At 75.3% G+C, this 18357-nt stretch carries 17 protein-coding genes; 9 read left to right on the forward strand and 8 right to left on the reverse strand.

Going from position 1 to position 18357, the window contains the following annotated elements; translation table 11 throughout:
* The first annotated feature begins 260 nt into the window (after nt 1-260).
* Nucleotides 261-674: a MerR family transcriptional regulator gene (locus ABZZ38_RS02670; protein ID WP_356734942.1), complete on the forward strand. Its 414-nt coding sequence runs from the start codon at nt 261-263 to the stop codon at nt 672-674.
* An 80-nt stretch (nt 675-754) separates the two neighbouring features.
* On the opposite strand, the gene ABZZ38_RS02675 is transcribed toward ABZZ38_RS02670, so the two are convergent.
* Nucleotides 755-1711, reverse strand: coding sequence for a LysR substrate-binding domain-containing protein (locus tag ABZZ38_RS02675; RefSeq protein ID WP_356734944.1), 957 nt, complete (start codon nt 1709-1711; stop codon nt 755-757).
* 196 nt (nt 1712-1907) lie between these two features.
* On the opposite strand from ABZZ38_RS02675, the gene ABZZ38_RS02680 reads away from it, so the two are divergent.
* The 3 genes from ABZZ38_RS02680 (at nt 1908) to ABZZ38_RS02690 (ending at nt 4278) form a co-directional block, all read left to right on the forward strand.
* A complete protein-coding gene (locus ABZZ38_RS02680; protein WP_356735275.1) occupies nt 1908-2876 on the forward strand; it encodes an aldo/keto reductase in 969 nt (322 codons plus the stop codon).
* A 140-nt stretch (nt 2877-3016) separates the two neighbouring features.
* A complete protein-coding gene (locus ABZZ38_RS02685) occupies nt 3017-3499 on the forward strand; it encodes a DUF2243 domain-containing protein (protein ID WP_356734946.1) in 483 nt (160 codons plus the stop codon).
* A 26-nt stretch (nt 3500-3525) separates the two neighbouring features.
* On the forward strand, nt 3526-4278 hold the full coding sequence (locus ABZZ38_RS02690) for a cytochrome c oxidase assembly protein (RefSeq protein ID WP_356734948.1): 753 nt from the start codon (nt 3526-3528) through the stop codon (nt 4276-4278).
* A gap of 2 nt (nt 4279-4280) precedes the next feature.
* Here ABZZ38_RS02690 and ABZZ38_RS02695 read toward each other — a convergent pair whose 3' ends face one another.
* Nucleotides 4281-4961, reverse strand: a complete 681-nt coding sequence (locus ABZZ38_RS02695; protein WP_356734950.1) for an HAD-IB family hydrolase — start codon at nt 4959-4961, stop codon at nt 4281-4283.
* 69 nt (nt 4962-5030) lie between these two features.
* Nucleotides 5031-6419 carry an NAD(P)/FAD-dependent oxidoreductase gene (locus tag ABZZ38_RS02700; protein WP_356734952.1) on the reverse strand — a complete coding sequence of 463 codons (1389 nt, stop codon included), beginning with the start codon at nt 6417-6419 and terminating at the stop codon, nt 5031-5033.
* Nucleotides 6420-6669: 250 nt separating this feature from the next.
* Between ABZZ38_RS02700 and ABZZ38_RS02705 the strand changes: the two genes are divergently transcribed.
* On the forward strand, nt 6670-7194 hold the full coding sequence (locus tag ABZZ38_RS02705) for a DUF1360 domain-containing protein (RefSeq protein WP_356734954.1): 525 nt from the start codon (nt 6670-6672) through the stop codon (nt 7192-7194).
* Here the strand turns inward: ABZZ38_RS02705 and ABZZ38_RS02710 are convergent.
* The gene (locus ABZZ38_RS02710) at nt 7155-8468 is read right to left on the reverse strand and encodes a cytochrome P450 (RefSeq protein ID WP_356734956.1); all 1314 of its coding nucleotides are present in this window, start codon (nt 8466-8468) and stop codon (nt 7155-7157) included. The two genes, ABZZ38_RS02705 and ABZZ38_RS02710, sit on opposite strands and share 40 nt — an antisense overlap.
* A 75-nt stretch (nt 8469-8543) precedes the next feature.
* Between ABZZ38_RS02710 and ABZZ38_RS02715 the strand changes: the two genes are divergently transcribed.
* From ABZZ38_RS02715 to ABZZ38_RS02730, 4 genes are all read left to right on the forward strand, one after another.
* Complete coding sequence (locus ABZZ38_RS02715) at nt 8544-8918, forward strand: hypothetical protein (RefSeq protein ID WP_356734958.1); 375 nt, start codon at nt 8544-8546, stop codon at nt 8916-8918.
* Between the two features lie 132 nt (nt 8919-9050).
* Nucleotides 9051-9416 (forward strand): PH domain-containing protein, encoded by a 366-nt coding sequence (locus tag ABZZ38_RS02720; RefSeq protein WP_356734960.1) that lies wholly within the window; start codon nt 9051-9053, stop codon nt 9414-9416.
* A 35-nt stretch (nt 9417-9451) separates the two neighbouring features.
* Nucleotides 9452-10231, forward strand: a complete 780-nt coding sequence (locus ABZZ38_RS02725; RefSeq protein ID WP_356734962.1) for a DUF72 domain-containing protein — start codon at nt 9452-9454, stop codon at nt 10229-10231.
* 268 nt (nt 10232-10499) lie between these two features.
* On the forward strand, nt 10500-12446 hold the full coding sequence (locus ABZZ38_RS02730; protein ID WP_356734964.1) for a protein-arginine deiminase domain-containing protein: 1947 nt from the start codon (nt 10500-10502) through the stop codon (nt 12444-12446).
* Nucleotides 12447-12679: 233 nt separating this feature from the next.
* Here the strand turns inward: ABZZ38_RS02730 and ABZZ38_RS02735 are convergent, their stop codons facing one another.
* The 4 genes from ABZZ38_RS02735 to ABZZ38_RS02750 form a co-directional block, all read right to left on the reverse strand.
* On the reverse strand, nt 12680-14764 hold the full coding sequence (locus ABZZ38_RS02735) for a SpoIIE family protein phosphatase (RefSeq protein WP_356734966.1): 2085 nt from the start codon (nt 14762-14764) through the stop codon (nt 12680-12682).
* Nucleotides 14765-14830: 66 nt separating this feature from the next.
* Nucleotides 14831-15352: a flavoprotein gene (locus ABZZ38_RS02740; protein ID WP_356734968.1), complete on the reverse strand. Its 522-nt coding sequence runs from the start codon at nt 15350-15352 to the stop codon at nt 14831-14833.
* An 18-nt stretch (nt 15353-15370) separates the two neighbouring features.
* Nucleotides 15371-16147, reverse strand: coding sequence for a hypothetical protein (locus ABZZ38_RS02745; RefSeq protein ID WP_356734970.1), 777 nt, complete (start codon nt 16145-16147; stop codon nt 15371-15373).
* Between the two features lie 13 nt (nt 16148-16160).
* The gene (locus ABZZ38_RS02750; protein WP_356734972.1) at nt 16161-18203 is read right to left on the reverse strand and encodes a hypothetical protein; all 2043 of its coding nucleotides are present in this window, start codon (nt 18201-18203) and stop codon (nt 16161-16163) included.
* Nucleotides 18204-18357: the final 154 nt, after the last annotated feature.

Here is an 18357-nt window from a genome sequence, read left to right on the forward strand (position 1 = left end):
CCACCGCCGGGGCGCCGACCCCGCGCACGGGCGGTCTCCGCGCCGGGCGCGAGGCCGGGCCCGGAACGGGGGCGAGTGAGCCGGTCGGCGCCGGTGCCGGGAATCTGCAGCGGCCGGAATAGACATTCCGCCCTCCCGGCGGATACGGTTCCGCGCGTAGCGCGAAGCCGCCCGGGAGGCGAGCACCGAGTACCGGGAGCCCTCCCAGGCCGGGTCCTGTGCACGGCACGGCATCCCGACGCCCAGGACGAAAGGTGCGCATGGCACCAGGAGCACGACACAACGCCGCCGACAACCTCGACGACGACGACTACCCCGCGTACACGATGGGTCGCGCCGCGGAGCTGATCGGCACCACGCCGGCGTTCCTGCGCGCCCTCGGGGACGCACGACTCATCACCCCGCTCCGGTCCGAAGGGGGTCACCGCCGTTACTCGCGCTACCAGCTGCGCGTCGCGGCGCGGGCCCGTGAGCTGGTCGACCAGGGCACGCCGATCGAGGCCGCGTGCCGCATCATCATCCTCGAGGACCAGCTGGAGGAGGCCCTGCGGCTCAACGACGAGCTGCGGCAACGGCGGGCGGGTGCACCGCGGCCGAGCGACACCTCCGGAGACGGGGACGGGGAGGGTGTCGGAGACGGGGACAGCACCGTGGACGGCACCGCCGGGGGCTGACGACGCCGGACCGGCGGCTCACCCCCGGAGCCGCCGGCCGACGGCAGCGGGGCGCCCGTCGGTCCGGGGCGTACCGGTGGTCAGCGGTGCGTCGGTGGGGTGAGGAGCGAGAGCAGCGCCTGCGCGGCCGGGCTCGTGGCCGTTTCCCCCGCCGAGGCCGCCGAGGAGACATAGGCGGGGCGGTGTCCGCCGGGCAGGGCGTCCAGCGGTACGGCGCGGAGCCCGGCGGCCTGCGGCTTGGCCGTGAAGTGCTGGGGGACGAGGGCGATGCCGAGCCCTTCCTGGACGAGTTCCAGGAGGCTGTGCACGTCGTTGACCTCCAGGGTCACCTGCCGCTGGACCCGGGCGGCGGCGAACGCGCGGTCGGTGATCCTGCGGGTGCCCCAGTCGGGGTGGAAGTCGACGAACGGCTCGTCCGCCAGCGCGCTCCACGCCGCACCGGCGCCGGGCGCGGTCCGGGCTCCGGTCTCGATACCGGTCCCGGTCCCGGCTTCGGCTCCGGTCCCGGCCAGCGGGTGGTCCGGGTGACAGAGCAGGGTCATGGGCTCGTCGGCCAGCGGTGACAGGCGTACACGGGGCGGTGGGTCGCCGAAGGGCAGCAGGAAGGCGACGTCGAGCCGCCCGGCGGCGACCTCGTCCATGAGCTGTACCGAGCCGGCCTGGCGCAGCCGGATCTCCACCCGCGGGTGGCGCTGCCGGAACGCGGCGAGCAGGCTCGGCACGTGGACGCCGGACACGCACTGTTCCGTCCCCACCGCGAGGGTCCCGCGCAGCAGCCCCTGGGTGGCCGCGACCGCCTCGCGGGCGGCCCGCACACTGGCCAGCGCCCGGCCGGCCTCGCCCAGGAGCGCCCGTCCCGCCTCGGTGAGCGCGACGGTGCGCGTACTGCGGACGAACAGGGGCGCCCCGAGCTCCCGCTCCAGGGCGCGGATGGCGGCCGACAGCCCCGACTGTGACACCATCAGCCGGGCGGCGGCCCGGGTGAAGTGCCGTTCCTCGGCCACGGCCACGAAGTACTCCAGGTGACGCAGTTCCACGATTGAGCAGCCTAGCCGCACAATCCCATCGCATTTTCCTGTTGGACGACATGGTGAGGGGAGGACGAGGCTGAGGGCGGAAGCCAGAAGGCACCACCACCGGAAGAGAGGCGCCGCCTTGCCCACCGCGTCCACCACGCCCCCCACGTCCCCCGTGTGCGTCCCGCACCCCGCGCGCGCCGACCGTTATGACGCCATGCCCTACCGCCGGGTCGGGCGCAGCGGTCTGCGGCTGCCCGCCCTGTCCCTGGGGCTGTGGCACAACTTCGGCACCGACCGCGACTTCGACGGGCAACGCGCCCTCGTCACCCGCGCCTTCGACCTGGGCGTGACGCACTTCGACCTGGCGAACAACTACGGGCCGCCCCCGGGCGCCGCCGAGACCACCTTCGGCCGCGTCTTCCGGGAGGCGCTGCGTCCGTACCGCGACGAGATCGTCGTGTCGACGAAGGCCGGGTACCTGATGTGGCCCGGGCCGTACGGCGAGTGGGGGTCGCGGAAGTACCTGCTGTCCTCGCTGGACCAGAGCCTGGGCCGCCTCGGCCTGGAGTACGTGGACATCTTCTACTCCCACCGCTACGACCCGGACACGCCTCTCGAAGAGACCATGGGAGCGCTGGACACCGCCGTACGCCAGGGCAAGGCGCTCTACGCCGGCATCTCCAACTACCCCGCCGAGCAGACCCGGCAGGCCGCCCGCATCCTGCGCGAGCTTGGCACTCCCCTGCTCATCCACCAGCCGCGTTACTCGATGCTCGACCGGCAGCCCGAGGAGGAGCTGCTCCCGGCGCTCGATGAGCTCGGCGCCGGTGCGATCGTCTACTCGCCGCTGGAGCAGGGCCTGCTCACCGACCGGTACCTCGACGGCGTCCCCGCCGGCTCGCGGGCCGCGGGCAGCAGCCCCTTCCTCACCCCCGACCGCCTCACCCCCGGGCTCCTGGCCCGGCTGCGGAAGCTGGACGCGCTCGCCCGGGAGCGCGGGCAGTCCCTGGCCCGGACGGCTCTCGCGTGGGTGCTGCGCGAGACGACGGTGACGTCCGCGATCATCGGCGCCAGCAGCGTCCGGCAGCTGGAGGACAACGTCGCCGCGGTCGGCGACCTCGCCTTCACCGCGGAGGAGCTCGCCCTCATCGACGCCGTGCTCGCCGGGGACGCCGCCGCCTGACGGTCGGCCCTTTCCCTCCCCCCTTCGCGCGGTTCACCCGCACGTACGCACGATCCCGGCGCGCGGGACGCCCGAAGCGGGCGCGCCGGGTAGGCGTACGGCGGGTACGCCCACCGCCGAGGGAAAGGCAGCACCGACCGATGACGACGAACGGACCCTCTCCTTCCACGCCACCCGGCGCGCGTCCGCTCGCGCGTCGGTCGCTCGCCGTCTGCGCGCTCATCGGCGCTGCCGTGATGGCGGCGGTCGACGAGATCGTCTTCCACCAGATCCTGCGCTGGCACCACTTCTACGACCGTTCCACACCGGGCATCGGCCTGCTGTCCGACGGGTTGCTGCACACCGGCGAACTGCTCGCCCTGGTCGCGGGCCTCACGCTGTACGCGGACCTGCGCCGCCGTGGTGTCTTGGCCCCGGCCCATGCCGTGGCCGGCCTCTTCCTGGGGCTGGGCGCCTTCCAGCTCTTCGACGGTGTCGTCGACCACAAGCTGCTCCGTCTCCACCAGATCCGTTACGGCGTCGACGTCACCCCGTACGACTGGGCGTGGAACATCGCGGGCGTCCTGCTGCTGCTCGCCGGTGCGGTCCTGACCGTGCGCGCCGACCGCCGCCGCACCCCGTGACCCCGGACGTGGCTCCCCTGATCGGCGTGGCCGCGTCGACGGCCGCCGCCGTCCACCTGGCGGGCTCGGCCCGGCTGCGCCGGCGCGGGGACGCCTGGCCGTGGCGCCGGGACGTCTCCTTCACCGCCGGCTGCGCCGCCCTGGCGTACGCGATGACGGCCGCGCTCCCCGGCGGACCGTTCACCGCGCACATCGTCCAGCACCTGGTCGTCGCCATGGCCGCGCCGCTGCTGCTGGTGCTCGGCCGTCCGCTCACCCTCGCCCTGCGCGCCCTGCCTCCCGGGCCCGCGCGGCGCGCCCTGGTGGCCGTGGGGCACTCCCGGCCCGCCGCCGTGCTGCTGTTCCCGCCCGTGGCCGCCCTGCTGGACATCGGCGGCCTGTGGCTGCTGCACCGCACCCCGCTGTCGGCCGCCGCCCACCACCACCCGCTGCTGGGCGCCGCCGTCCATCTCCACGTCCTGGCCGCCGGCCTGCTGTTCACCTTCGCCGTGTGCGGGCTCGACCCGCTGCGCCACCGGTGGAGCCTCGCGTGGCGCGGCGCCACCCTGCTCGCGGCCGGCACCGCGCACGCGGTCCTCGCGAAGACGCTGTACGCCGTCCCTCCGCCGGGCACCGCCCACGCGGGCGCCGATCTGCGGACGGGCGCGCGGTTGATGTACTACGGCGGGGACGCCGTGGAGTTCGCCCTCGCCGCCGTGCTCGCCGTCCAGTGGTACGCCACGGCCGCCCGGCGCCGGCCGGCCGGGCAGCTCGTACGGGGCGTACGGCTCGTGCGGTGATCTCAGCCGGGTACGCCCGGCAGGCGGCGCCAGCCGTTCCGGTCGGCCTCCGCCACCAGGTCCGGGTGCGCGCCCACGACGACCGGGTGGCCGACCAGGCGCAGCAGGTCGAGGTCCGAGGGGTGGTCGCCGTACGCGTGGCAGCGCTGGGGCGCGATGCCGTGCTCGGTCAGGAGCGCCCGCGCGGCCCGCTCCTTCGCGGCGCCGATCATCGTCTCGACCACCTCGCCGGTGTGCACCCCGTCCCGCACCTCGGGTCGGGTGCACAGCACGAGGTCCGCCCCGACGTGGGCGGCGATGGGGTCCAGGCAGGCCGGGAAGGACCCCGAGACCAGGACCGTGGCCAGCCCGGCCGCCCGGTGCGCGGCGAGCGCGTCGACGACGTCCCGGTGGAAGAATCCGCCGCGCTCCCGGTGCCGGTCGAACCAGGCCCGCCCGGCGGCCTCCACCGCCTCGGCCTTGTAGCCGGCGAGGCGCCGGTAGAAGAGGCGATTGGCCACTTCCCGGGTGATGCCGGGACGCAACAGGTCATGGGCCTCGCGCAGCAACCGGTCCCGCTCCCGCGGGCCGTGGCCGACGGCGGTGAGGAAGAAGCCGTAGAAGCCGGCCATCGTCTTGCCGGTGGTGAGTGTCTCGTCGACGTCGAAGAACGCGACGGCGGTCGCCGGCGGCGGCGGTGCCATGCCCAAGGGGGATCTCCGCAACGGGGTCGTGAACCCGGGTCATGACCGGGGTTACAGGGACGGTGTGTGTCAGTGGGCGTCCGTGCCCAGCTCCGCGAGGGCTTCCTGCACGGCGCGGTGGAAGGTCGGGTACGCGTACATCATGTGGAGCAGCCGGGTGACCGGCACTTCGGCCTGGACCGCGACCGCGAGGCCGTACAGCACCTCGCCGCCCGCCGGGCCGGCGGAGGTGGCGCCGACCAGCACGCCGCGGTCGGCGTCCGCCACGAGCTTGATCATGCCCTCGTTGCCGGCCTTGTGGATCCAGCCGCGCGTCGAGGACGGTACCTGGGCCGTGCCCGTACGCACCCTCAGGCCCCGGTCGCGGGCCGCGCGCTCGGTCAGCCCCACGGACCCGACCTCCGGGTCGGTGAACGTGACGCGGGGCAGGGCGCGGTAGTCGGCCTCCGGGCCGGGGTCGCCGCCGAGGATGTCGCGCACCGCGATCTCGGCCTGGTACATCGCGACGTGGGTGAACGCGCCGCGCCCGGTGAGGTCGCCGACGGCCCACACGCCGTCCGCCGCCCGCATCCGGCCGTCCACGTCCAGCGCCCGGGCGCCGGGGTCCAGGCCGACGGTCTCCAGGCCGAGGCCCGCGAGCGCGGGGCGCCGCCCCGTGGCGACCAGCAGGTGCGGCGCGGTCAGCTCCTCACCGCCGTCGAGCGTCAGCCGGAACGTGTCCTCGGCGTACCGCGCTCCGGTGGCGCGGGCCCCGGTGCGCACGGTGACGCCCTCCGCGCGCAGGGCGTCGGCGATGAGCGCGCCCGCCTCGGGCTCCTCCCCGGGCAGGAGCCGGTCCTGGGCCTCCACGACGGTCACCGCCGTCCCGAAGCGGGTGAACGCCTGGGCCAGTTCCAGGCCGACGGCGCCGCCGCCGAGGACCAGCAGCGCGTCGGGGGCCTCCTTGGCGGAGACCGCGTCGCGGTTCGTCCAGTACGGGGTGGCGTCCAGGCCCGGCACCGGTGGGACCTGCGGACGGCTGCCGGTCGCCAGCACCACCCCGCGACGGGCCGTGAGGGTCTCGGCACCCTGCCCGTCGACGTCGACCTCGATCCGCCCGGGCCCGGTCAGCCGGGCGCGCCCGCGCACGAAGCGCCCGCCCTTGCCGGTGAAGCGGTCCACGGCGACCCGGTCGTCCCAGTCGTCCGTCGCCTCGTCCCGGACGCGGGCGGCGACCGGGGCGAAATCGGGTGTCACCTCGGCGGTGCCGGCCATGCCGGGCACGCGCCGGGCCTCGGCGATCAGGTTCGCGGCTCGGATCATCATCTTGCTGGGGACGCACGCCCAGTACGGGCACTCCCCGCCGACCAGCTCGGCCTCCACACCGGCGACCTCCAGCCCGGCCTCGGCCAGCCGCCCGGCGACGTGCTCACCGCCCACGCCCATGCCGATCACCACGACGTCCACGTCCCGCACCATGGGTGCCCTCCTCGGTCGGCCGGTTCGCACCGGTGCCGGTGTTGCCCTTCCCCGCCGATGGTCACGCGTGCGCCGCTCCCGGGCCACCCCCGGAACCGTGTGAACCGGTGGCCGGTGGGCTGTGATCCGGGGCCATTGGTGGGCACCAGAGGACGGGGTGGGCAACGCGACGGGTGCCCGGAGCAGGCCGGCCGCCGGGCCGGGGCGTGGCGCCGGGCTTACGGTGACGGAACAGACAGGAGGCGGCGCAATGGTGAAGGTGTTGGCGCGCACGGCCAGGCGGATCAGCCGTACGTACGGGAAGGGGAACGACGACGCGCCCCCGGTGGGCGGGCACGCCGCGGCCCTGGCCGCGTTCGGGGTCTACACGGCGGCGTGGGCGGGGGCGGTCCGGGCGCGGGGGCTGCCGATGCCGGTCCGGCCCGAACCGTGGGACGTGCTGCTGACCTCGGTGGCGACGTTCCGGCTGAGCCGGCTGGTGAGCAAGTCCTCCGTCACCAACCCGCTGCGGGCGCCCTTCACCCGGTACGAGGGTCAGCAGGGCCCGGCGGAGGTGGCCGAGGAGCCGCGCGAGGGGCCCCGTCACGTGGTGGGCGAGCTGCTGACCTGCCCGTTCTGCGTGAGCGTGTGGACCGTGGCCACGCTGACCGGCGCGAGTCTGCTCTGGCCGCGCGCCACCCGTACGGTCACGGGCGCCCTGGCCGCGCTCGCCGGGTCGGACGCGCTCCAGTTCGCCTACACGGCCCTGTCGGAGAAGGTGACCGGGGACGACTGAGCGGAGCCGTCACCGGAGCCGTCGCCGGGGCGGCCCCGCGTGCGCGGCCGGATCACGAACCCGCTGCGGGGCCGGGTCGGGACGCGCCGCAGCGGGATCGTCAGATCCTGGGGCGGCACGTCGTACTCCAGTCGGGCGAGCCGTACGACCAGCGCCTCCAGCAGCGCGATGGTGATCGCCTCGCCGGGGCAGCGGTGGCCGGTGGTCGGGTCGCCGCCGCCCTGCGGGACCAGCTCGTCGCGTTCCACGGGGCGCTCCAGGAAGCGTTCGGGGCGGAAGGCGTACGGGTCGCCCCACAGCTCCTCGTCGTGGTTCTGCCCGTACAGGTCCAGCAGGACGAGCCCGCCCTCGGGGATGTGCTCGTCGCGCCAGGTGAGGTCCCCGGCGGCGCGGCCCGCGCTGAACGGCGCGAAGGGGTAGAAGCGGCGCACCTCGTGGACGAAGGCCGCCGTGTACGCCGTGTCGTCGCCGCGGAGCCGGGCGCGGTTCTCGGGCCGGCGGTGCAGGGCGTGGGCGGCGAAGGCCACGAACCACGTGACGGCGACCGTGGGCCGCAGGACGTTGAGGAGTTCGACGGCGGCCGTACGGGAATCGAGGTGCTGTCCGTCGGCCTCGCGGTGGGCGGCCACCGCGGCGAGGACCGAGGCCTCGGGCGGGGTCACCTCGCCGGCGCGCACGTCGTCGATGAGGCCCGCCAGCCACGTCTCGCACCGGTTGCGGGCGCGGCGGGCGCGCCAGTGGCGGGGGCCCGCGGTGGCGAAGCCGTCGACCATGGCCACCAGGTCGCCGGCCACCTCCTCCACCCGGGAGGCGTCCACCGGTACGCCGGCCCAGCGGCACACCCCGGCGGTGAGGACGTGGGCCACCTCGTCGAACAGCACCACGCGCGGCCGGTCGCCCCAGTCCGCGGTGGTCTCGTCCCACGCCGCCGCGACCTCCTCCACCAGGTCCGCGATGTGGGCGGGCGAGGTGAGCAGGGCCATGAACATCGCCTTGCGGGCGCGGTGCGCGTCCCCGTCGAGCGTGTGGACGGCGCCGTGACCGAAGAGGGTGCCGCGCACGGGCTCGGGTATGGCGCCCTCGCGGCGTACATGGCGTTCGTCGTAGAAGAAGCGCACGGCGTCGGGGCCGCGCAGCGCGACCGTGTGGCGCCCGAGGAGACGGGTGCGGACGACGGGGCCGACGGCCTGCCGCATGCGGTCGGGCAGCCAGGCGTACCCCTCCAGCAGGAGCGCGGCGGTACGGTCGGCGACGAGGGGTCGATACGAACACATACGCCCCAACTGCCCCACCGGTCACTGCGAAAACAGACCTGGTGGCTGTGGAGTCGGCGTGGCTACGCTGGAGGCGTGGCCGGCAGCCACCGCTTCCACCTCGACCAGGACGGTCACTCCATCACCGTCCTGCTCGGTCACGTCGCCCAGGACATCGAGGTCCTCGTGGACGGCAAGGTCGTCGCCGTCCGGCGGGGTCACCGCGGCGGCGTCCGGGAACTGGCGGCCGAACTGCCCGGCGACCCGCCGCGGCCGTTCACCATCCTCGTGGAGGACCTGGACGGCGCCCCCCTGTGCGTCATGGTGCGCGACGGATCGCGCTTCCTGATGCCCCAGGTGCCTCTGGTCCCGGGCGCGCCCGGACACGAGCGGCCGGCCCCCGGCCGTCCATGGCGCCGCCTGCGCCGACGGCTGCGCCGGTGGCTGCGGCGCGTCGCGGGCCGCGGCTGACCCGGGGGCGGTGCGGGCCGCCGCCGGCCCTGAGATTCCCCTGATCATGTGGTTCGACGCCTTCCTCCGCGCCGGCCCGTCCGCTGTACTGTGCGAAGATCGCGCACAATCACCACTCATGGGGGGCCTGTCATGGCGCTGTTCGGCAACGCGCACACCATCGATCCGACGACGGCACAGCAGGACTACGCCCGGCTGCTGGGCCAGAACGAGCAGGTGCACGCCGCGTTCCTGCTGATCCGCGACACGATCCTGTTCACCGACCGGCGCCTCATCCTCGTCGACAAGCAGGGGATCACCGGCAAGAAGGTCGAGTACCACTCCATCCCGTACCGGAGCATCACCCACTTCGCCGTGGAGACCGCCGGCACCTTCGACCTCGACGCCGAGCTGAAGATCTGGGTGTCCGGCAACCCCGCCCCGATCCAGAAGACCTTCACCAAGGGCGTCGACATCTACGAAGTGCAGGCCATCCTGACGCAGTTCGTGGCCCGGTAGCGACAGCCGGGGGCCGTACGGGCAGGCATCGGTGCATGCCCATGCTCGTCGGAACCTCGGGGTGGCAGTACAAGGACTGGCGCGGCGTGCTCTATCCGGCCCGGCAGCCGCAGCGGCTGTGGCTGGAGGAGTACGCCCGGCACTTCGCCACGGTCGAGAACAACAACGCCTTCTACCGGCTGCCCGCCACGGAGGTGTTCGCCTCCTGGCGGGAGCGGACGCCGGAGGGCTTCGTCATGGCGGTCAAGGCGAGCCGCTATCTGACCCATCTGAAGCGGCTGCGCGACCCCGAGGAGCCGGTGGAGCGGCTGTTGGGGCGGGCCGCCGGGCTCGGGGACCGGATGGGGCCGGTGCTGGTGCAGTTGCCGCCGAACTTCCAGGCGGACACCGGCGCGCTGGACCGGTGCCTGCGGTGCTTTCCCGGCACGGTGCGGGTCGCCGTCGAACTGCGCCACCCCTCGTGGTGGGAGGCGGAGCGGGAACTGCGGACGGTCCTGGAGCGGTACGGCGCCGCGCTGTGCTGGGCGGACCGGGGTTCGCGGCCGGTGGCGCCGCTGTGGCGGACCGCCCCCTGGGGGTACGTACGGTTCCACGGCGGCCTCGCCGCGCCGCCGCCCCGCTACGGGCGCCAGGCGCTGGCTTCGTGGGCGCGGCGCATCGCCGGCGCGTGGGGCGACGAGGACGACGTGTACGTGTACTTCAACAACGACCCGGGGGGCGCGGCCGTCGTGGACGCCGCGAAGTTCGCCCGGGCGGCCGGCGCGCTGGGGCGCACGGTGACGCGTACGCCGCCGGCCCTGGAGGCCGGCGGCTAGTCCCCGCCCCGGGTCGTGCACCGGTCCGGGGTCGGCGGCCGGGGGACCGGGCGGTGCACCGGTCCGGGGTCCGGGTCGTGACACCGGTCGGGGGTCCGGGTCGTGACACCGGTGCGGCGTCCGGGTCGTGCACCGGTCCGGCTCATAGCTCATTCCGGTTGATTCTTCGTCATGCCCGCGGTGGATTCCGACTCCTCCTCCGGTCGGCCAACGCGGTGGCCCCGTGCGTCCTCTTCCGGCTCGGTAACACAGCCTCACGAAGGGACGCATGGTGCGTACGAGCCACGCGAGACGCGCGACACTCGCCATATCCGTGATCGGCGCCGTCCTGGCGCCCGCCGCGCCCGGGTTCGCCACCGAGGTGCCGATCGCCTCCCCGCGGGCCGACCTGCGGGCGGACGTGAACCGGGACGGGCGGGTCGACGTAACGGGCACGACCGACACCGCGGGCGAGGACACCTGGACCACCGCCAGGGGCGCGGTCGTCCTGCCCAACATCGACGACGACACCCGCCGGTGCCCCACCTCCGGCCCCGGCGGCAAGCCGCTGTCCGACGCCCGGCTGGCCGCCTGCAACGACGCCTCCGACACCCGAGTGAACGGCACCGCCGACGCGTCCGACCTGGCCCGCGTGCGGTCCGTACCGATGACGGACCTGCCCGCCGGTGCGACCGGCACCCTGCGCGTCGTCAAGGGCGGCAAGAAGGCCCGGGTCTTCGTCAAGCGCGGCACGGCCTGGGCGGTCGTCACGGACCGGACCCGGTTGACCACCGCCGAGCTGCGCTCCGGGGTGGAGCTCGGCGTCGAGGCCACCGACGTCATACGCGACAGCGCCGCCTGGGACGGCCGCGCGGTCGTCCGTCTCACGGTGACGTCCGGCACCGGGACCACCTCGGACGACGTCACGCTCCGGGTGGCCCCCCTGCTCACCCACCACCACCTGCAGAAGGCGCAGCAGGTGCTCGTCACCAAGGTGCCGGGCAAGGACCCCTACGCGCGGCGCCAGCGGGCGTTCGTCAAGAACCTCGCCGACGCGGTCACGTCGGCCGGTGTCGACAAGCCGCTGGTCACCTTCGAGAAGTACGGGGACGTCTGGGCCCAGGACTTCGTCGAGCCGGGCTACGTCAGCATGACCGGGCCCGGCGGGCGGCGGCAGGTCATCCGCGTGATGCTGCGCTCCGCGCAGCCCGACCGCGAGTCCGGGCGGGAGCTGTTCGAGAAGCTGCGCGGCAACGGCGTCGGCGTCGTCCAGGTCTCGGGGGTCCGCGACTCGGAGGAGTGGACCCTCAACTCGATGGGGAACCTGGAGACCATCCCGCCGTACGCCCACGGCGGCCGGTCCTTCCCCGCCGGGCGCATCATCATGGGCGAGCGCAAGGACGACGGCTCGAAGCCCGCGCGGGCGATGCGCACGCTGCTGAAGTCCCAGGCCCTTCAGGACCCGCTGCTGCTGGACACGTCCTGGCTGCACGTGGGTCACGTCGACGAGTTCGTCCAGTTCCTGCCCGCCGACACCCCGCGCGGCTGGAAGATCGGCATCGCCGACCCGGAGGCCGGGCTGAAGCTGCTGCGCGACGCGCGGGCGGCCGGGCACGGCAAGACCCGGATGTTCTCCGTGCCGGGCGGCAAGGACCTGCCGGCGCCCAAGGAGACCATCGACCAGGCGCTCGCCTCGAAGTGGCTCGTGGCCGACAACACCATGGCCGCCCAGCGCATCAAGGCCAACCTGGCCGTCCTCCGGCGCGAGACGGGCGTCACCGACGCCGAGGTCGTCCGCGTGCCCGCCCTCTACACGCGCGGTACGGAGGAGGGCGAGCGCGGCGAGCGCATGCCACGCCTGACGCGCATGGGCGCCGGCGAGGTGCCGGACGCGGTGAGCGAGTACGGGCAGCAGAAGCGGCTCCCCCGCGAGGGGGCCGAGGCGGCCGAGGGCGCCCGCGGCGCGGGCCGGGGGACCGTCATGACGAGCGCGTACGTCCCGGGCGCGGTCAACGGCGTGGTGCTGGGCCGCGACCGGTACCTGGCGCCCCGTCAGTGGGGGCCGGTCATCGGCGGCAAGGACATCTTCACCAGCGCCGTGACCGCCGCGTACACCCGGGCCGGGATGAGGGTGTCGTACATCGACGACTGGGACACGTACCACCTCGGCATGGGTGAGGTGCACTGCGGGACCAACACGCTGCGGGACGCCTCCGGCGCCTGGTGGCGACGGTAGGACGCGGACGACGGCGCGCGGACGGGGTGGCGACGGCGTGCCCGGATGACCGGGCACGCCGCTCGCGGCCGTCCGGCGGTCCTGGCGATCGCGGCGGCCCGGCGGTCTCGGCGGTCTCGGCGGTTTCTCCGACGGGCCCGGCGCGCGGCGACGGGCCCGGGCGGCGCGTGCGGGGCGGCCGGGGTGCGGCCAACCCCCGGATGTGAGGCACCGGGGCGGGAAGTCGCGAGGAGTCACGCGAGGGGGCACGCCATGAGCAGTGCCACGTCGTCGTGGACGCCCGGGTGGCGCAGCTCGCGCAGCAGCCGGTCGCAGGACTCCTCCAGGGAGCTGTCCCCCAGGGTGCGCAGCAGCGCGAGCAGGGCCTCCAGGCGGGCGTCGATGTCCTCGTCGCGGGTCTCGATCAGGCCGTCGGTGTAGAGGACGAGCCGGTCGCCGGGGGCGATGGCGACGGTGGTCTCCCGGAACGGGATCCCCCCGACACCCAGCGGCGGCGCGGTCGGCAGGTCGAGCAGCACGGGCGTGTGTCCGCCGCGCACCAGGACCGGGGGGAGGTGGCCGGCGCTGCACAGCCGGCACTCGCCCCGGCGCGGGTCGTACACCGCGTACACGCAGGTCGCGAGGGAGGGTTCCATCCCCGCGGCGATCTCGTCGAGGTGGCGCAGCACCTCGGCCGGTTCGAGGTCGAGCCGCGACAGCGTGCGGGTGGCGGTGCGCAGCCGTCCCATGCTCGTGGCGGCGTTGATGCCGCTGCCCATCACATCGCCCACGACCAGCGCGGTCCGCTCGCCGGACAGCGGGATGATGTCGAACCAGTCCCCGCCGACCTCGCTGCGCGCCCCGGCGGGCTGGTAGCGGGAGGCGACGTCCAGACCGACGAGGTCACCGGGCGTCTCGGGCAGCATGCTGCGCTGGAGGGTCAGCGCGGTCTCCCGCTGCTGCCGGTACAGGCGGGCGTTGTCGATGCAGACCGCCGCGCGGGCGGCCAGTTCGCTGGCGAGCACGGTGTCGTCCTCGGTGAACGGCAGCGGGTTGCGCGCCCGTTTGAGGTCGAGGGCGCCGAGCACCTCGCCGCGCGCGATGAGCGGCACCGCGAGGTACGAGTGGACCCCGGCCTCGCGCAGCAGCCGGGCGGCGCGGCCGTCGCGGGCGACGCACGACAGGGTCCGCTCGTCGAGGCGCTCCTCGCGGACCGGCCGGGCGGTGCGCACGCAGCGGGTGACGAGCCGGTCGGCGCCGTAGCGGGCGAGCAGGCCCGGCGGGTCGGCCGCGTCGACGGCGACCGTCGGGTACGCGGCCGAGACGGCGAGCGCCCGGAAAACGGCCGGGCCGTCGGCGGCCATCCGGGTGGGGCGCCCTTCCAGGACCGTGTCGAGGACGTCGACGGCGGCGATGTCGGCGAGCTGGGGCACGGCGACATCGGCGAGCTCCCGGGCGGTCTGCTCCAGGTCGAGCGTGGTGCCGATGCGTACCGACGCGTCGGCGACCACGGCCAGGCGGTCCCGCGCCCGCTCCGCCTCGGCCGCCGCCCGGTACCGGTCGGTCACGTCGATCACCGAGAACGCGAGGCCGATGGGCCGTCCCGCGACGTCGTCCAGTCGGTAGATCGACACCGACCAGGCGTGCACGTTGTCCGCGTCGGCGGGCGCGGGGCCCACCACCTGCCGGTCGAGCAGCGGTACGCCGGTGTCCAGGACGCGCCGCAGCGCCGCCTCCGTCCGCTCGACGTCGATGAACGGCAGGGTCTCGGCGACCGTGCGCCCGAGGTGCTCCCGAGCGGGCACACCGTCGTACCGCTCCAGCGCGGCGTTGACGGCCACGTACCGCAGGTCGGTGTCCAGGACCGCCAGGCCGATGGGTGACTGGTCCACGAGCCGCACCGACAGCGCGAGGTCCCGTTCGACGAGGCGCAGGGTCTCCTGGTCGGTGGCCAGCCCGAGCGCGTAGAAGTCACCGAGGTCGTCCATGAGCCGCATGTTGCGGAACTCCAGCTTCCGCGTGCTGCCGTCCTTGCGCCGTACGGGGAAGACCCCCGCCCAGCTCCGGCCGGTGGTCATCACCTCGTCGAACAGGTGCAGGACGAGAGAGAGGTGCTCCTCCGCGACGAAGAGCCGGGCGGCGTACCTGCCCAGCGCCTCGTGGGCGGTGTACCCGAACAGTTCCTCGGCCTGCGGGCTCCACAGCACGATGCGCCCGTCCGCGTCGATGACGATGGCCGCCACGCCGAGGACGTCGAGCAGGCCGCCGACCGGCGAAGGCCGCACCTCCGCGCCGTCCGCCGTCTCACGCCCGGCCCCCAGCCCATCCGCACCGCCCATGCCACCCATCGTCCCTCCACAGGGGCGGCCACCGCAGCCGGGAACCATCGTCCGGCGGAGCGCCCGTCACGGCCGGGGCAGCAGTTCCAGCGCCTCCTCCCATCGGAAACCGGCGGCGCCGCCGCTGCCCTCCCCGACGCGCACGCCCATCCCGCGCAGCCGTTCCAGGCTCTGGCGGTACGCCGGATGGGCGGCCAGCTCGGCGTTCACGCTGGGCAGTACGGCGGTGGGTACGCCCGCCCCGTACGCCTCGCACAGCGTGCCCAGCGCCAGCGTGTCGGCGATGCCCGCCGCCCACTTGTTGATCGTGTTGAAGGTGGCCGGGGCGACCGCGATGGCGTCGGCGGGCGGCAGGGGCCGCGGGTCACCCGGGCGGCGCCAGGCCGAGCGGATCGGATGACCGGTCCGCGCCTCGACGGCCGCCGCGTCGATGAAGGGCAGGCCGTGCGGGGTGGCGATGACACCGACGTCCCAGCCCCGGGCCTGGGCGGCGGCTATCAGGGTGCCGACGTCGGCGGCGTTCCCGGCCGCGCACACGACGACGTAGAGGAAGGGCTTCCCGGCCTCGGGTGGTGGCTGTTCGTTCACACCGGAAGTGTGCCGCGCTCACCCACCGGCCTCGGCGGCCCGGGGGAAGTAGCGCGTGAACGGGTCGGGGACCACCCCCATCACCTCCCCGAACGGCGCGGCCAGATGGTGGATGAGCAGCCCCAGGAACACGGTCAGCCCCACCATGCCCATCGCCATCACCAACTGGCTCGGGCTGCGCCCGATGCCGAAGAAGAACAGCATGCAGATCGAGAGGACCGCGCCCACGATCAGCCCGGCCCACAGCACCGGCGACAGTGACTCCTGCGCGACCGCCTCCCGGCCCCGGCGGGCCTCGTCGAGCGTGCTGAGCTGGCCGAGCAGTTCCAGGGCCGTCACCTCCTGGGACGGGGTCGCGTCCGGCGGGGCCGCGGCCACCGCGCGCAGCTGCCGCACCAGCGACCAGCCGGGCTCCGCGAGCGGGGTGCCCTCGCTCAGGTGCGGCCACTCGTCCCGCACCACGTGGCCGGCGTACCGCCCGGCCACGTCCTCGATCCGGGCCTGCTGCGCCTTGGGCATGCCCTCGGCGAGCACCGTGATCTGGTGCAGGGCGCCCGCCTCGGTGGACGTGTGCGACTCGGCGGCGCCCCGCAGCTCCCACACGGAGACCAGGGCCAGGCCGAGCAGCAGCGCGTAGAGCAGGGCGATCATCATCGACATGTATTCGGCGACGTCTCCGCCGCCGTTCTCCTCGCCGTCACCGACCGGGCGGTAACGGTGCCAGACGACGACCAGTCCGGCGGTGACCAGGGCGCCGAGCAGCCCGACCGCCAGTATGCCGATCACATGGCTCATGACGTGCGCTCCCTCACAGCCGACGGCCCGCCACCACGGCCACGACGGCCACGGGCAGGAAGAGCAGGAACAGCAGCACCATCAGGCCGAGCCCCTCGTCCTCGCGGAGCAGCCCGCGCGCCCGCGCGAGCAGCCGCTGGTCGTCGGGGTCCCGGGTGCGCTGCCCCGGAGGCCGCGTCGACGACTCCTCCGGCCGGGCACCGACCCCGGGCGGCCGCCCCGGATCGACGGCACCGGGAGGGAGGGCCGCGCCTGGGGGGACGAGAGCCCCGGGTGGGACAGCGGCACCGGGAGGGACAGCGGCGCCGGGAGGGACAGCGGCTCCAGGGGGGACAGCGGCTCCAGGGGGGACGGCCGCGCCTGGGGGTACGGCGGCACCGGGAGGCACGGCGGCACCGGGAGGCACGGCGGCACGGGGTGGGACAGCCGCTCCAGGGGGGACGGCAGCCCCGGGAGGGAGGGCCGCGCCGGGAGGGACGGCAGCCTCCGGTGGAGCGGCTGCCGCGGCGCCGGGTGGCGCGGCACCGGCCCCGGGGGCAGCCGCACCGGCACCGGCTTCCGGTACGGCAGCGGCGGCACCCGGCGGAACGGCCGGTGCGGCACCCGGGGGTACGCCAGCGGCGGCACCGGGGCCCGCGGCGGCCTCGGCACCGGCAGCACCGGCACCGGCACCGGCAGCACCGGCAGCACCTGCACCAGCACCGGGTAGGGCTTCGGCCGCCCCGGCGCCCGCCGCCGTACCGGTTCCCGCTGCGGCCCCCGCCTCCGCACCCGCACCCGCACCGGCGGCAGCACCAGCCGCACCCGGCACCGCCACACCGGCCGTCACACCCGCCGCCGCAGCCGCAGCGGCGCCCGCGGCTCCGGCCGTGCCGACGGCGGCGCCCACCCCCGCACCCGCGGCACCGACGACCCCCGCGCCGAGCGCGGCGGCGGCAGCGGCAGCGGCAGCGGCGGCTCCCACGCCCGCCGCGGCGGCACCGGGGGCCCCGGCCGCCGCCCCCGGCGGAACGACCACGCCCGGGACCGTCACGCCCGGGACCACCAGACCCGGGGGCAGTACCGCACCCGGCGGCGCACCGGGCACCGCCCCCGGCGGCCCGGGCGTACCCGGCGTACCCGGAGGCAAGGGCGACCCGGGAGCCCCGGGAGGAGGCGCGGGCACACCGGGGGCTCCAGGAGACCCAGGAGACCCCGGAGGGCCGGGCGGCACCGGGCGGGGCCGGGGCGGGACCGTGAAGGGGGCCGTCGCACGGGCCACCAGGGTCGGCGGCGGAACCGGCCGTTCGCACGTCGGGCCCAGCGTGAACAGCCGGTCACTGCCCCGCACCTCGGCGACGCTCCGGTACGTACCGGGACGGAGCCCGGTCAGCCGTGCGACGCACACCGCGACGCCGCCCGGCGGCAGGGCCTGCGGCGGGCCCGGCCGGCCCGCGCAGCTGACCGGCGGGTTGCCGAGCCCCGTGTCGGTGAGCCGGGCGCCGTGGACGGTCCGGTTGCCCGGGTTGGAGAGGGTGTAGCGGACCACCGCGCGCGGCGCCACGGCGTCCCGTACCGCGACGGACAGCCGCAGGGCACCGCCCACGCCCTGGTACCCGGCGACGGCGGACGCCCCCACGCGCAGGCCCACCGAGGGGATCTCGGCGCGGGCGCGCACCGTGGCGAAGTGCCGCCCCGGCAGGGCCGTGACGCGCGAGACACAGGTGACCGTGGTCAGGCCGCGCATCCAGAACCCCTGTCCGCCCGGGCAGCGCACCGCGCTCGCCGGCACGGCCGGGTCGTGGAGGGTGACGCGGTGCAGGTCGGCGCCGGAGCGGTTGGCGAGCCGGTAGCGCCTGACGACGATGTGACCGACCCGTACGCCGACGCTGTCCGCGATCCGGACGGGCTTCTTGTTGACGGTCACGGTCAGCGCGAGCGCGTGTGCGCCCACCCCGTCGGCGGCGGCCCGCGGCACCCGGGACACCGGCGGCCAGCCGGCCGTGTGGGCGACGAGGAGCAGCGCCCCGGCGGCGAACAGCAGCGCTCTGGTGCGGTGTACGGGCCTGACCGCCATCCGGGAAGCGTCCCTTCCGGTCCTCGGGGTGCCCGGTGCCGGGGGTGTGCCGGGCTCGGTCAGCGTGCGTCACCGTCGGGGGGCGGGAAAGCCGGGGGAGCGCCGATTGCGCTGTTCGTGCGGCGGGTGCACCGCGATGGCGGACCACGGGGCC

The organism is Streptomyces sp. NPDC006368, from assembly GCF_040612535.1.
Classification (GTDB): domain Bacteria; phylum Actinomycetota; class Actinomycetes; order Streptomycetales; family Streptomycetaceae; genus Streptomyces.

Bases quoted from the DNA above. Each gene is read 5' to 3' on its own strand.
- ABZZ38_RS02670 (WP_356734942.1), top strand. From the start codon at position 261: ATGGCACCAGGAGCACGACACAACGCCGCCGACAACCTCGACGACGAC.
- ABZZ38_RS02680 (WP_356735275.1), top strand. From the start codon at position 1,908: ATGCCCTACCGCCGGGTCGGGCGCAGCGGTCTGCGGCTGCCCGCCCTG.
- ABZZ38_RS02685 (WP_356734946.1), top strand. From the start codon at position 3,017: ATGACGACGAACGGACCCTCTCCTTCCACGCCACCCGGCGCGCGTCCG.
- ABZZ38_RS02695 (WP_356734950.1), bottom strand. From the start codon at position 4,961: ATGGCACCGCCGCCGCCGGCGACCGCCGTCGCGTTCTTCGACGTCGAC.
- ABZZ38_RS02700 (WP_356734952.1), bottom strand. From the start codon at position 6,419: ATGGTGCGGGACGTGGACGTCGTGGTGATCGGCATGGGCGTGGGCGGT.
- ABZZ38_RS02705 (WP_356734954.1), top strand. From the start codon at position 6,670: ATGGTGAAGGTGTTGGCGCGCACGGCCAGGCGGATCAGCCGTACGTAC.
- ABZZ38_RS02710 (WP_356734956.1), bottom strand. From the start codon at position 8,468: ATGTGTTCGTATCGACCCCTCGTCGCCGACCGTACCGCCGCGCTCCTG.
- ABZZ38_RS02720 (WP_356734960.1), top strand. From the start codon at position 9,051: ATGGCGCTGTTCGGCAACGCGCACACCATCGATCCGACGACGGCACAG.
- ABZZ38_RS02725 (WP_356734962.1), top strand. From the start codon at position 9,452: ATGCCCATGCTCGTCGGAACCTCGGGGTGGCAGTACAAGGACTGGCGC.
- ABZZ38_RS02730 (WP_356734964.1), top strand. From the start codon at position 10,500: ATGGTGCGTACGAGCCACGCGAGACGCGCGACACTCGCCATATCCGTG.
- ABZZ38_RS02735 (WP_356734966.1), bottom strand. From the start codon at position 14,764: ATGGGCGGTGCGGATGGGCTGGGGGCCGGGCGTGAGACGGCGGACGGC.
- ABZZ38_RS02745 (WP_356734970.1), bottom strand. From the start codon at position 16,147: ATGAGCCATGTGATCGGCATACTGGCGGTCGGGCTGCTCGGCGCCCTG.
- ABZZ38_RS02750 (WP_356734972.1), bottom strand. From the start codon at position 18,203: ATGGCGGTCAGGCCCGTACACCGCACCAGAGCGCTGCTGTTCGCCGCC.